The sequence below is a fragment of the Sphingobacterium sp. GQ94 genome (assembly GCF_059758715.1).
The window spans coordinates 144,837-159,630 of sequence record NZ_JCAXEC010000002.1 but is presented as its reverse complement, the minus strand read 5'-3'; the positions used below and the strand labels follow the sequence as shown (position 1 = coordinate 159,630).

Below are 14,794 nucleotides of genomic sequence, written 5' to 3'. Positions count from 1 at the left end.
TTTATTGGTTAATAGTTGATTTTTTCCAAAAAGATTCTATTTCTTCTAAAGATTTCCCTTTAGTTTCAGGTAAAAGGCGATAGACTGAAATAAAAACAATAACACAAAAGATTCCAAAAATCCAGAACGTATATGTAAGGCCGATTTCTCGGAGCATAATGGCTGTCAATTGACCTATAATTGCATCCGCAACCCACATTACCATGATACTTATGCCTAATGCACGTGCCCGGATAGATGTTGGAAAAATCTCAGAAGCAACAACGAATTTTAATGGTCCAATTGAGAAAGCAAAACTTGCTAAGAATAAAGTAACTGTCGCCAAAATAAAAAGTCCATCAACATTCCCAATGAAAAAGAAAAACCCTGTTAAAAGAAGACTAACTGCTGCACAAAATGAGCCTATTAGGTAAAGTGGTCTTCTACCAAGTTGATCTACTTTCCAAATTGCAATGAAAGTGAATAACATATTTGCTAAACCAAAAAGTATCTGACTTTGGTAAGAATTATCCAAACTAACACCTGCATCTTTTAGAATGGTAGGACCGTAATAAATAATCGCGTTTATTCCACAAAACTGAGAAAACAGAGGCAACAAAATGCCCAATAACAGGGGCCGACGCATAGCGGGCGAAAACAGCTCGTAATAGGAATTTTGTGATTTAATTTTGCGTTCTTTTTTTAGAAGATCTAATCCTTTTTGTTGACTTAACCACCTAGGACTTTCAGGTACAAAAAACAATCCTATCAGAAATAATAAAGCTGGAATTGTACCAACTAAAAACATAGCCCGCCATTTTTCTTTAAAAAAGATAACGCTAAGTGAAGAATGAATTTCTGAAATCCAACCGCCTGTATATATAAGTAAGCTATAATTGCTTAAATAAGCGGCAAGTATCCCTATCGTAATAGCAAGCTGATAGTACGTAACATACCTCCCTCTTTTCTCTTTAGGAGCCATTTCCGATATATATAAGGGAACAATATTCGATGCAATTCCAACCCCAATACCTGCAGTAATTCTCGCCCAAATAATGTTGGCGAAGTCGTTTAAAAGACCACATCCAAGTGCCGAAATGAGAAACAAAATTGCGGCAACAATTAATAATTTTTTCCGCCCTAGGCGATCACTTAATCCACCTGAAACTGCAACTCCAAAAATACATCCGAGCAATGCTGATGAAACTAACCATCCTTCCTGCGCAGAAGATAAATCAAATTGTTGCTGCATTAAAGGCAAAACTCCAGAAATAACAGCCATATCAAATCCGAAAAGAAACCCTCCTATTGCAGCTATCCAACATACGATCATTAGGAATAAATTTGTTTTTTCCATGATTGTCAGATTTGAATTTCATTTTTTAAAAAGGCCTTAATTACCTTTGCTTTTATAGGCCCAAGGTTTCTGAGTGTATAATTTTCAGCTCCAGCAGGGATGATAAAGGTTTCTGCATAGTTATATATTGCAAGTGCTCCGTCTTTCGTTTCAATTTCAATCGATGAACCTTCTACCAGAATCATCAAGTGACATTCATTGTTGGTATTTAGACTAATCGCTGATTCAAATTCTAATCGATGCACATCATAATAATGTTCTGCATGTGTCGGTAAATGTACAATTTCCCAATCTGTACCGGTTTGGATCACTTTTGGCTTGGAAATAAATTCATTTGAAATCCGTTCTCCTTTCCTCTCAAAATCTAGATTGTTAAAGGCATGGTCTATATTAATTGGTCTGGGATGACCCTGATTATCCTTTTGTAACCAATCGTACATTTTAAATGTGAATATATACGGGGTAGCACTTATTTCTAAGACCATATTATTCTTGCCTGAACTATGAATCGTTTTATTAGGGATAAGAAAAAGTTCATGTTTTTTGGATTGAAAGGTCTGAACATATTTTTCAACTTCAATTTTTGTTTCATTCTTATAACTTTGATCTAAGGCATTTCTAAACTCCTCTGAATTAATGTTTTCCTGAAACCCGAGATATACAACCGCATCCGAAGTACAATCCATGATATAATAGGTTTCATCTTGAGTAAATTGTTCGCCAAATTCCCTCTGAATATAACTTAAAGCAGGGTGACATTGAATCGATAGATTACCGCCATCGAAGGTGTCTAAAAAATCAAATCGGATAGGAAAATAAGTACCGAAACGTTCTTCATCTCGACCCAATACTGAATTAGCTTCTCTAAACATTAAGGTATCAAAGCTAACCTCTAACAAATTCCCATCACTTTCAAAAACTAATCCATTCTCTGGAGCAATTATTTCGAAAGACCATGCAATATTATCCTCTTCAGAACTTAAATCTTCTAAATTATTTTTCATCCATTGTCCACCCCAAACTCCAGGATCGAACCATGGCCTTGGCCTAAATACTGAAGTTGACATTTGTTTTAAACCCTGAAAAAGATCTGCAGAAAATATCCAAGAGATACTCTCATTCCACTGCGAATCAACAAAAATTGAAAAATTATCTAAGTGCGTTTGTTTGTGTTTATTTAATACAATCCAATCGACAAAATAAAATCGCTTATACATTTTTGCTGCATCATCAATTTTATTGCTTCCTAAATTACTTATTGAACCTGCCCGCATCCTATAAAGCAACTCGTTTTTGGGCAAATCGAAATAAATTGTTGGCCAAGGAAGGTTAATGAGTGAAGATCCAATCCCCAGGATAATATTCAAATCAAAGGAAGTATCTGGTTTTACGTCTTTCATTTTATCCACCTGATAGAAATCGCTTAAATTCAAATCAGTACTTTTCCCCCAAACTGAATTCTCCTCGCCAAGGAATGGTCTAACTAATGAATCGATCTCAGTTGTAGATTTTAAATAGTCATGAGTCTTTATGAAATTTACACTAAGTCCTTTATTCTCGAATTCCCTTGTTAAACTTGATTCAATAGAATCCCAGCTTACGCCTACATAACCATCAATTTTAATGTTTTTATTTGATGCGATCCACTCAGCAAGTGAATTATAATCCTTAAGAATTTTACCTTCCCCTAAAGAATGAAAAGGATATAAATTATAGGATTTGCTGAATAGGTTTGCCTTATTAACTTTTTTAGGCATCAGTTTTTGATTAGATTTTCTTTTAATCTTTGGCATTTTTATTATTTATTTGTCGTAATGTATGTACATATTAAAATCTAATATTGTACTCTTTATTAAGGATATTAAATAGTTAATTACTAGATATAAAAGGTGTTGTATTTAGGATTGTATGTACAAGTATATAAATTATATTTTCAAAAAAAATGAAATGTTGAAAAATAATTTCAATATTAAAGTCAAAATGTACCTACATTATGTTCAAATGAGATTAATATATTATTTTTGCAACAAATTGTTAAATAATGAAGTTACAAATTGATCATTCCAGCCCTATCCCTCTTCACTACCAAGTTGAAGAGCTTCTCAGAAAATTGATCGATTCTATCGAATTTAGGAATGGTCGGTTGTTGCCCAATGAAATTGATTTAGCGAAACAATTAGCAATATCCAGAACTACGTTACGTCAAGCAATAAACAAGTTAGTTTATGAAGGTTTGTTAACTCGAAAAAAAGGAGTGGGAACTTGGGTGACTGAAAATAAACCCATTAGCTCTAAGTCAAAAAATTGGTTAAGCTTTTCACAGGAAATGGTAGCTAGGGGAATTCCAATCAAAAATTTTGAGTTGCATATTAGTTGGATAACACCGGATAAGGAATTGGCCAATTTTTTTGACATAAAAAAAGATAAGAAAGTATTAAAACTCGTTAGGTTAAGAGGGACAGCTGAAGGTCCTTTTGTTTATTTCGAATCCTATTTTCACCCAAGGGTGAACCTAAGTGGAGATGAAGATTTCAAAATGCCACTTTATGAAATGTTAGAAAAGGAACATTCCATAATTGCCTATAAATCTAAAGAAGAAATAACAGCCATTCAGGCGAGTGAATTCATAGCTCATAAACTGGAAGTAAATGCAAACAGCCCTATTTTATATAGAAAACGATACGTCTACGATCAAGCCGATAGACCTATTGAGTTTAATTTAGGATATTATAAGGCTGAAAGCTTTACGTATACTGTTGAGAGCATTAGAGAGAACTAAAGGTAACTTTTTCTCAATTCTCTATGGGATAACTTTATTGACTAATCATTTTAGTTTATACCTTAAAGTTATCCCATATGTTTTAGGATCCCCAAGTACACCTGCATATTGCCCATAGCTACCCGGTGCAGCTAATAATTGTTCGTAATAATTTTTGTTCGTTAAATTTCTACTCCAAACACTAATTGTGAACCCATTTTTCGCCCTAAAGCCAATTCGGGAATTTAACAATGTGTATCCATCAATATTTAAATATTTGGAAGGTGAGGGACTGGAAGAGAATTTAGACCTGTAAAATAGATCAATTCCAACAAAAAAATCTCCATTAATTCCTATCAAATGTCCATTTCGGGAAATCTCAGCTCCAAACGTTGTTGACCATTCGGATATCCCAGGCAATTTACCTGATGAAATATCCTTAAATGATTCTTTCCCTCCCACCTCTTCTAAAGGAACGGGTGCATTTGTGAATTTAATGTATTTTCCATTGGTATAGGCTAGTGCTCCATTTAATTTAATAAAATTAGCTATCTGAAGATAGCCGTCAAGTTCCGCGCCTTTAACTTGAACTTTTTCCGCGTTGGCTAAATATCCTCGGTTAACTCCAGGTTCAGGAGTTTGCACCAAAGTTTGGTAGTCTTTAATATCAGTCTGGTATAATGTTAAATTTAAGATGCTGTTTTCATAGGGAATCATTTTTATTCCAAATTCTTTATGCTGAACTTTCTCTGGTTTAACCCTTGCAAGATCTAGAAGGACCTTTCCTTGTGAGGTTGGTAATCCTCCGACATTAATGCCTATAGGCTTATAGCTCAAAGCAAATGTTGCGAATGTATTGATTTGGTTCGTCCACTTGTATTGAAGCGATAACTGACCGGAGAGATTATTTGCTGCTACATCGGTATCAAATTCTTGATTGGTATATACAGAATTTTTTAATGCAATTAATTCAGGATCATCTGTTTGTAGCCCACCATAAGTCTGTCTATTATAGTTGGCTGTTTTATGGTCATAATTGAATCTCAAACCCGGAAGTATATGTAGTTTAGGTGTGATTGCCCAATCTAGCTGAGAATACAGTGCTAAACTAGTAGTTTTTAAACCATATTTGGTCTTAATTCCAAAATGATCAAATAAACCTGGAGTTTCCCATTTATCACTTTCCGAATTCTTTGCAAACCTCCATAAAGATGAACCAGCTTCTTCCGTATGAACTGGATCTGTCTCTAAATTTTGATATAAACCGAATAAACCTATTACCGCCGAAATGTTCTCATTTAAGTCACCCGAATATCTAAATTCTTGAGAGTATTGATTATGAATAGAGTTACCTGCTGAGATAGTGAATACAGGAAGACCTAAATAATCTCGGTCATTCAATGGGGTCCATTTCCAATAGCGCCATGCAGTTGTAGAGGTTAACGTTCCATTTCCAATCTTTATATTTGTATTCGCTGAAACACCTCCCAATTCATTATCAGCCTTTGATTGAGTATTCAAATCTACCTTTCTTTCAAACGCATTGGAGTATGGTAGACTGTAGCCTAAATCTTCAATGATACGGTTAAACTGGCGATAATCTGCTCTCTTAGTATTTACGATACCAGCAATTCCCCAACCATAAGCATCAGGTTGTTGGAGGCTTCGGTCCGCTGCAATTAACACATTCACCTGATCATTGGGTTTGTATAACACTTGAGCTCTTACACCTAAATTGTTTGTGCTATTAATGGCTCGATTAGTAAATCGATTTTCTAGCGTTCCATTCCTTTGCGTTCCTGAGAAAGAAATACGAGCAGCAAGTTTTTCATTAATTGGTCCTGAAACTGACGCTTTTGCCTGAATATATCCATAATTCCCATAGGATAGTTCAAAATTCAATTCAGGCTCAAATTTTGGAAGCCTGGAAGTGACATTAAAAGCACCTGAGGTCGTATTCATACCGAAAAGGGTCCCCTGAGGTCCCCTTAATACTTCGATTTGTTCTATATCGATGAAATCTAAAGCGGTCGCCGCTGGGCGAGCTAAATATACACCATCTAGATAAAATCCCACGCCAGGGTCAATGCCATCATTGGTTAGTCCAAATGTAGATCCTAACCCTCGAATATTTAATGTCGTATTTCTGGGGTTTGATGAATATAATTGGACGCTAGGAATCATTTCCTTAACACGGTTAACATTAAATGTTCCTGCGTCTTCGATTGCCTTACCATTTATTGTGGTTATTGGAATAGGAATATCATGTAATTTTTCAGCCCTTCGACGTGAGGTCACAACTACTTGGCTGATCAGTTCTGAATTTGGTACTAATAAGATAGTAATAGGTGAATCACCAACAACCATTTGCTTTGTTTTGTATCCGATTCTGGTTATTGTTAGTTTAAGTGGCAATTTTTGACCAGTCACAAAATTAAACTCTCCTTTATCGTCGGTTTTTACCTGATGTGTGATTTGATCCAATTTTAATGTAACCCCCTCCAATGGCAGTCTGGATAGTGAATCAATTATTTTCCCAGATAAATTTGCATTCACAATTGCCTTGGGTTTTTGACCAAATAGTCCGAAGCTCAAAAGATTAAATAAAACAAGGATTCCATAAAGTCGAAATTGATAGTGTTTTAACTGCATGCTAGTTTGTGTTAAGTTGAAAAAATGGTAGAAATAGATTCATTTTGAATTTCTCGTTGTATTAAATGATATTGTATAGGTAATTTCATTAACGGATTCCAGTACCTGGAACAGAAAATTATAGTGTTGCGAAATCATAGGAAGTCAGTTGGAAATATATCTGCCTTTCCAGTTTAAACACAAAACATGTTTCTCTCTTCAGTTGAATCTTTAAGTTATAACCTAATTATTTTCAAATGTAACAAGTATTTATTATTAAATCTACTAAATACATAGATTATATATACTTAAATAAATAACATATTGATTTTCAGCGAGTAAAATATTATTAACATGGGAGTTATGAAAATATAGTTATTGAAAGGCTATTTTAGCAAAAATTGGGTCACTGTCTTAGGCAAGACGAGTGATTTTCAACCTTTAAAATTGAGAAGAGTGGCAAAAATGTAATAAAACAAACTTACCCGTAAGTAAATTTAAAATACCGATTATGGCTGAATCTCAGTCCCCATTCCTTTGGACTGTAGCCAAAATGTCTTTGAAAATTTCTACTGAATAATGAACAAGAACTAAACCCAACCATAGAAGAAATTTCATATACTTTATAGTTCCCTATATTCAATAATTCTGAGGCTTTGTTGAGTCTTATGTTAACAATTAGTTCATGAGGCGATAAATTTGATGCATTTTTAATCTTCCTGTATAAAGTAGGGCGACTTACATTTAATTTTGTGGCTAGGTATTCTACACATAAAGAGGGATTATCTAACTCATCTAAAATAAGTTGCTGCAGCGTTTCCATAAAATCAGGCTCTAATACAGGAAAATGAGACGGATTTTCAGAGAAGCTCGAATTTGCATAATGTTCCTTTAAGAAAAGCCTATTCTTCAACAAACTGCCGATTTGTGCTTGCAAGAAGGAGGGAGAAAAAGGTTTTTCAATGTAGGCATCTGCTCCAAATTCTAAACCTTCAATTTTGGCCTTCACACTATTTTTAGCCGTAAGGATGATAAAAGGGATATGTTTTAATCTGGGGTTGTATTTTACCTTTGAACAAAGTTCAAATCCATCCATATTAGGCATCATTACATCACTTATAATAAGATCAACAGTTTTGTTCTCAAGTATCTCTAAAGCTTGTATACCATCTAATGCCTGCATAACTATATAATTCTCTTCCAGATCATCACTTAGAAAATCTAAAATTTCCTGGTGATCATCCACTAACAAAATAATATTTTTATTTATGAAATCAGTTTTGGTACTCATGGTCTACGTCAATGGAATAGCTAAAACGAATATATTTAAATTTTCTGAATTTTCCACATAGTGCAAATCCCCTTTATGTAATTGCGCAAATGAATGTGCCAATGCAAGACCTAAGCCTGATCCTTCAATATGAACGTGGTTGGCTGATCTATGGAAAGGTTTAAACATCAATTCTGATTCAGCATTTGATAGAACACTTCCATCATTTTTAATTTTAAAAATCCATTGATTCAATTCTACATCAACAAAGCTTTGTACAATAACCTTTCGTTGCGCATATTTTAAAGCATTTGAAAATAAATTTTCTAAGATTTTAGTGATTACATCTGCATCCATATATCCAGAAATGGCTGCTTCAGACTGATTAGTCAATTCTATATTCCGAATTTCAAAAGACGGGAGAAAGACCATCACAAAATTATCTACTAAGGAAGAAACGTCAATCCATTTAAACTGTAACGTATTCCCTCCTACCTCAATTTTTCGAAAATCCAATATAGAATTTGTCAGTTGTACTAATTTTTCGGTATTTTTTTGCATGGTGTTGAGCAATCTGGAAGATTTTTCGTCTCCTATATTATTTTGTTTAATTAGCTTTTCAAGAGGGGCTTTTATTAAGGTTAGAGGTGTTTTAATGTCATGAGCTACTTGTGTAAAGAAATCTAATTTGGCTTGATATAACTTACTCTCTCTGATAGAATTAATTTTAGCTAACTCCATCCTATTTTTAACTTTGATCCGATTATTAAAATAACTAAATGCAAAATAAGAACCACAAAGGAAAAGAAATCCATAGACCAGTAAAGCGTATCCGTTCGCCCAGAAAGGTTTTTCTACAGTTATTTTAAGTCGTAATTCTTTGGAAATAATTTTTCCTTGACTATCCAAAGCTCTAACGATAAGTTCATAATTTCCAGGAGGAATTCTCGAAAAGAATATTTGATTAATACGAGACAATTTCCATTCAGAATCAAAACCATTTAACCTATATTCATAGGAGGTTGAGGCTGCGTCTACATAATTTAACGCTGCAAATTCAATCTGAAAAGACGATTCATCATGGGCCAATTTAATTGCTGGATACTTAATATAGGTGATTTGCTGACTATTAGGTATATCATTAAAGAAAAATTCTTTTTTCGACGATCGCAAATTGTTCATGTATATCGGAACTACAGTTTGGTTTGCTTTGTATCTAAAGATTGAATCAGGATGAAACTTAATGAGTCCATTTGTCGAACCAAAATATAGGTTCCCACTTGGATCCTTCATCAATGAATTATAGTTGAATTGTAAATTGGACAAACCATACTCTTGATTATATACACTTAATTTGAAATTATCAATATTTATACACGTTAATCCATAGCTTGTGGAAATCCATAAATTCTTTTTTGAATCTTCAGCCATTGTAAAAATAAGATTACTACTTAAGCCATTTCTTTTTGTGAACCTTTTTACGATTCCATTTATTTTGTTCCAAACAAAAATCCCATTTTCAGTAGCTATCCAGTAATTGTTATTGGAATCCTGATAAACTCGATTGGTTCGGTTACTATTCAGACTTAATGAATCATTTGGATTGTGTTTAAAAATTTTAATAATTTTATACCTATCATTTAAATAGTATACTCCGTCTCTCCAGGTTGTCAACCAAATATTATTCTGATCATCTTCTAAAATCGATGTGTAAAAAATCGAATCTGGGACACCATGCACAGTTTTAAATTGATTCACTCCTGGAGTAAAACGATACAATCCTCTTGGCGTACTCATTAAAACTTGACCTTTTCTTGTTTTGTTAATGCTCATGATAAAATTATTTCCCAAGTCACCACCCGTATTCTGGGTATTAAACTGAGCAATAATTTTTTTTGTATGGATATTCATAACATCTAAACCATTATTAAATGTTCCTATTAATAAGCTGTCACCCACTATGGCTAGGCCATGTATATTATTATCAGATAAACCAGTATTTGTAGAGAAATGCTGAAATTTATTCGTTTTGATATCGTAATAGTTTAGGCCATTATCTTCCGTACCGATCCATAAATTACCAGATGATTCAGAAATTATTTCTCGAATTGCTCTACCTGAAATAGAGTTCGTAGAATTTCTAGGAATAATTTTTTGAAATAGATTATGTTTCAGATGGTAATAATTAATACCAGCAAAATAGGAACCAATCCAAATGCCTCCCTGGTGGTCTAATGTTATTGTATAGAGTGCATTATCTGAAATACTCCATGGATTATCTAGTTCATAATTAAATTGTCGGTAAGAATTATCTCTAATATCTAGTACGACTAACCCAGTTTCGGTAGCTATCCAAAGAAAATAAGGATGAACCATTTGGATGTCCCGAACAAATAGATTTACTTCCTGATCAATAAAGGGTAAAACGTGCGTGTATTTTCCATCATCAACTCCGATACAATAAAGTCCATGTTGTTGAGTTCCTATCCAAAGTTTTCCATTAGCACAGAACCTCAAAGACTCTACATTTATGGTTCCAATATTAGGTTTAGGTAAGGGATGAGTAATATTTGAATTAACTTTAAAAATTTCAGAAAAAGTGGCCACCCAAATCTCTTGATTAACATCAACGGTAATGGATTTTGCAGCTCGTTTATTCGAATCATAATAAGGTTGAACTTTGTTAGATTCTTTAATGAATTGCATGAGTTTAAAATTCGAAATAAACCAGATATTTCCATTTTTATCCTCTTCAATTTCAATTATTTCGTCATTTTCAGTTCCATGAATAATTTCAAAATTATCAACCCTCGGGTTATATTTATACAACCCACGATCAGAACCGATCCAAAGCTGATTATCTTGATCAACAAACAACGAAATTATATAATTGCTTATTAAGCCATTATTACTCTCGTTATCACTGTAATATTTTTTAAATCTATAACCATCAAACCTATTTAGACCATCCTTGGTTCCAAACCATAAAAACCCGTTTTTATCTTGTGCACTACATATTACCGCATTGTTAGATAGACCGTCAGCATTGTTTAAATGATCAAAATTAATGGATTGACCTTCAGCCTGTTTTACAATACAAAAAAAACAGAAAAGAAGAATCAGCGATATTATGAATTGATAAGGTTTTGGTATCATAAGGACAATTTAAATATTTTTCTCTACCGATGGAAGGAATCATCAACTCTAGTTCATAGATATGGACAACTCGTTAAACCATACTGCTGTCCGATAGTTCTTTTTAAGATTTAACTGATACAAATACGCAACAAAATGAGATAATAAGACAATTTTATTTTTGACTTCCTATGTAATTTTGACAATAATTATAAACTAACCGAAAAACTCGCAACAATTCCATGCCTATATGATTGGGCAACTATCTTTCATTATGAAATTGAAAACCTTATTTAATATATGTACTTATATTTTTAAGAAACTAAAAGGTTTAACTAAACTCTATTCTTTAACAAAAACATTTTATTTTAATCATAAAATACCATTAAAATCAACCAGTACGTTATTCAAAGATTTATTTATAAACCAGAAGGAATCTAATCAGATTCTGCCCCCTAATTATGAAAAGGAGGTTTTTTTAACACAATACATATGAAAAAAAGACTCTTAAACTCCATGCACATTCGCTATTTATTGCTATTTAGCATTTCTTCAGCGCTAATTCCAATCACAGGATTTGCTGACTTTCCCATTTACAATACGAACCTCCAAACTCAACTAGAAATAAAAGGAACCGTAAAAAGTGAACGTGGTGAACCTCTGGTTGGGGTAACGATTCAAACTAAATCAGACTCATCTGTTGGTACCACCACAGATGACCTAGGTAATTTTAGTATTATGGTTCAATCCGCAAATGAAATATTAATAATAAGGTCATTTGGGTATGAATCAAAGGAGTTACCAGTTCAACAAGAAATCATGAATATTATACTTAATCCCACAGATGATAACCTAGAAGAAATCGTCGTAGTAGGATATGGTACTCAAAAAAAAGAATCGGTTACTGGAGCAATTTCAAGTGTAGGATCAAAAGATCTTGCAAGATCGGTCGCCGCGACCACATCAGGTGCAATTGTGGGTAAAATTGCTGGTGTTAATAGTCGTATGCCAGATGGAAGACCTGGTGCTTCAACCAGGATCAACATCCGGAATATGGGTACTCCCCTTTATGTTATTGATGGCGTCCAAAAAGACGAAGGCCAATTCAATAATTTGGATTTCAATGACATAGAAAACATATCGGTTCTTAAAGATGCTTCAGCTGCTATATATGGAGTTCGGGCAGCTAATGGTGTAATCGTGGTTACAACTAAAAAAGGAAAACGGGGGGATAACAATGAATTTAACATCAATTCTTACTATGGTTGGCAAAGTATGTTTAGATTTCCTGAACCTGCTAGTGTTGGCACTTACATTAAAAGTTATATTCAATCTGACGCCATATTGGGAACCCCAGAACCACAATATACGTTAGAAGATTTAGAAAAATGGGAAGTTGGAACTGAAAAAGCGTATAGACCATTTGACTGGTATGATTATATCTTACAGACAAGCCCACAAAAATATGTCTCTGGAAGCGTTTCAGGTGGTTCAGAGAAAATTAACTACTATTTGAGTGCTGGCCACTTGGACCAACAATCAATCATTCGGAATTATGGAGGTTTTAACAGAACCAACGTCCAAATGAATCTAGAAGCAAATGTATCTAAACGCTTAAAGATTGGTGGTAATTTAAACGGTCGAATTGAAAAACGTAGACAACCCGGCGTTCCTGGAGCAGATGATACCTGGCAAGCCTTATTTGCAATTTACAGAAATCTTCCAACAGCTAGACCTTTTGCAAATGACAACCCCTTATACCCTGCTAGAACAGCCGCTAATACTGAGGTAAACTTTGGAATGTTAAATTATGAACTTTCAGGAGAATTCAAGGATGCCTGGCGAGTAATGCAGTTAAATTTTAATGCTGAATATAAAATCACTGAGCATTTAAAACTAACTGGTTTAGTGGGATATTACTTGGCAAATCGATGGATGGATAATCAGGAATATACCTATAAGCTGTATGATTATGATGAGCCAACTGATACTTATCCAGTGATATTTAGTATGGATAACCCTTGGAGAGAGCGAGACATCCGCCAAGTTGAGGAATTAAGTTATCAAGGTACGTTAAACTATATTAGGAGTTTCAATGATCATAATTTTAATGCAGTATTCGCTGCGGAAGCTATTCAAAGAGATCAACCAAGATTTTGGGCACACGATAGGCCAGCATCTAATGCTTTACGTTTAATGTACTTTCAGACTATGGATCAATTTGATGATTTCGGTAATGAAACTCAAGCCAGAGCAGGATTTGCAGGACGCATAAATTATGATTATGGAGAGAAATATTTACTTGAAGTAGCTGCACGATATGACGGTTCCTGGAAATTTCCAGAAAATAATAGATGGGGATTTTTCCCATCTATATCGGCTGGTTGGAGAGTTTCAAAAGAAGGCTTTTGGACGAATTCATCTTTAAAAAATATCTTCCAGGATTTAAAAATTAGAGGATCATACGGGGTATTGGGAGACGACAATTTGGATGACTGGAGATACTATGCCTTCGGTTTTATGCCTGGCTATACATATAAAAATGGTGGGTCTGCAATTAATGGCGATTATGTTGTTGGTGCCCAACCTAGAGGATTACCCGTTAAAGATTTATCCTGGATAAGAGCCAACAGCTTTAATTTAGGTTTAGACTTTGCTACTTTAAATGGTCAACTAACCGGATCTCTGGATTATTTTAATAGAAAAAGAACAGGACTACCTGCATCTAGATATGACATTTTAATTCCTCAAGAAGTTGGTTTTGAATTGCCATTTGAAAACTTGAATTCAGATATAAATCGAGGGGTGGATGGTCATGTGATGTGGAGCAGTTCCATTTCAGATTTTAAGTATAATATTGGAGGTAATTTCACTTATGCAAGACAAATTGATGGTCAACAGTATAAACCCAGATTTGGAAATTCATACAACGAATATAGAAATTCGATCCAGAATAGATTTGCATTCTTAAACTGGGGATATGAATCAATTGGACAGTTCCAATCATGGCAAGAGATTCAGAATTACGACGTAGATAATGATAGACAGGGTAATACTTCACTTCGTCCAGGAGACATCAAATACAATGACATCAATGGTGACAAAGTTATTAATGACCTTGACCAACGACCAATTGGTTACAGACAAGGGGGTCTACCTTATGTAAATTTTGCATTAAATCTCGGGGTCGGATATAAAGGATTTGACATTGCAGCAGATTTTACTGGAGCTTCTTTTGCGTCTTATCGTGCAAATTATGAAGGTATGCTTCCATTTCACGATGGAGGAAACAATGCCGCATATTATATGGAAAATCAATGGATGTTAAGTGATATCACCAATCCGGATAGCGAATTAATTCCGGGCAAGTTTCCCACTTTAATAAGAGGCAACCAAAACCATAGTAATTATTGGCACAGTGATTTTTGGGTCATGAATGTAACTTATGTAAAGCTTCGCAATTTACAACTAGGTTATACACTGCCTTCCACTTTGATGGAACGTTGGGGTATGAAAAATATAAGAATATACTCTATGATGCAGAACGTTTTCAGCATTGATAACTTAGGCGAAATGCAAGTTGATCCAGAGCTTGATGCAGAATCAGGAATACAATATCCTACAAACAGAGTTATAAACCTGGGTTTAAATATTACATTTTAAT

At 34.2% G+C, this 14,794-nt stretch carries 7 protein-coding genes; 2 read left to right on the top strand and 5 right to left on the bottom strand.

Annotation, left to right across the window (positions count from 1 at the left end; translation table 11 throughout):
* Position 1: 1 nt before the first annotated feature.
* Together AC6CHH_RS02415 and AC6CHH_RS02410 are read right to left on the bottom strand one after the other, a co-directional pair.
* Positions 2 to 1,312 (bottom strand): MFS transporter, encoded by a 1,311-nt coding sequence (locus AC6CHH_RS02415; RefSeq protein WP_498279760.1) that lies wholly within the window; start codon positions 1,310 to 1,312, stop codon positions 2 to 4.
* Between the two features lie 29 nt (positions 1,313 to 1,341).
* Positions 1,342 to 3,129 carry a class I mannose-6-phosphate isomerase gene (locus AC6CHH_RS02410; protein ID WP_498279354.1) on the bottom strand — a complete coding sequence of 596 codons (1,788 nt, stop codon included), beginning with the start codon at positions 3,127 to 3,129 and terminating at the stop codon, positions 1,342 to 1,344.
* Between the two features lie 248 nt (positions 3,130 to 3,377).
* Here AC6CHH_RS02410 and AC6CHH_RS02405 point away from each other — a divergent pair, with 248 nt between their 5' ends.
* Positions 3,378 to 4,115, top strand: a complete 738-nt coding sequence (locus AC6CHH_RS02405; protein WP_498279352.1) for a GntR family transcriptional regulator — start codon at positions 3,378 to 3,380, stop codon at positions 4,113 to 4,115.
* A 45-nt stretch (positions 4,116 to 4,160) separates the two neighbouring features.
* Here AC6CHH_RS02405 and AC6CHH_RS02400 read toward each other — a convergent pair whose 3' ends face one another.
* The 3 genes from AC6CHH_RS02400 to AC6CHH_RS02390 form a co-directional block, all read right to left on the bottom strand.
* Positions 4,161 to 6,746, bottom strand: coding sequence for a TonB-dependent receptor (locus AC6CHH_RS02400; RefSeq protein ID WP_498279350.1), 2,586 nt, complete (start codon positions 6,744 to 6,746; stop codon positions 4,161 to 4,163).
* Positions 6,747 to 7,206: 460 nt separating this feature from the next.
* Positions 7,207 to 8,016, bottom strand: a complete 810-nt coding sequence (locus tag AC6CHH_RS02395) for a response regulator transcription factor (RefSeq protein WP_498279348.1) — start codon at positions 8,014 to 8,016, stop codon at positions 7,207 to 7,209.
* Positions 8,017 to 8,019: 3 nt separating this feature from the next.
* Positions 8,020 to 11,151, bottom strand: coding sequence for a two-component regulator propeller domain-containing protein (locus AC6CHH_RS02390; protein WP_498279346.1), 3,132 nt, complete (start codon positions 11,149 to 11,151; stop codon positions 8,020 to 8,022).
* A 471-nt stretch (positions 11,152 to 11,622) separates the two neighbouring features.
* On the opposite strand from AC6CHH_RS02390, the gene AC6CHH_RS02385 reads away from it, so the two are divergent.
* Entirely contained in the window at positions 11,623 to 14,793 is a 3,171-nt protein-coding gene (locus tag AC6CHH_RS02385) for a SusC/RagA family TonB-linked outer membrane protein (protein WP_498279344.1), read from the top strand.
* The last annotated feature ends 1 nt before the right edge of the window (position 14,794 follow it).

Coding starts and splice junctions, on each gene's coding strand:
- AC6CHH_RS02410 (WP_498279354.1), bottom strand. CDS start 3,129: ATGCCAAAGATTAAAAGAAAATCTAATCAAAAACTGATGCCTAAAAAA.
- AC6CHH_RS02405 (WP_498279352.1), top strand. CDS start 3,378: ATGAAGTTACAAATTGATCATTCCAGCCCTATCCCTCTTCACTACCAA.
- AC6CHH_RS02400 (WP_498279350.1), bottom strand. CDS start 6,746: ATGCAGTTAAAACACTATCAATTTCGACTTTATGGAATCCTTGTTTTA.
- AC6CHH_RS02395 (WP_498279348.1), bottom strand. CDS start 8,016: ATGAGTACCAAAACTGATTTCATAAATAAAAATATTATTTTGTTAGTG.
- AC6CHH_RS02415 (WP_498279760.1), bottom strand. CDS start 1,312: ATGATCGTATGTTGGATAGCTGCAATAGGAGGGTTTCTTTTCGGATTT.
- AC6CHH_RS02385 (WP_498279344.1), top strand. CDS start 11,623: ATGAAAAAAAGACTCTTAAACTCCATGCACATTCGCTATTTATTGCTA.
- AC6CHH_RS02390 (WP_498279346.1), bottom strand. CDS start 11,151: ATGATACCAAAACCTTATCAATTCATAATATCGCTGATTCTTCTTTTC.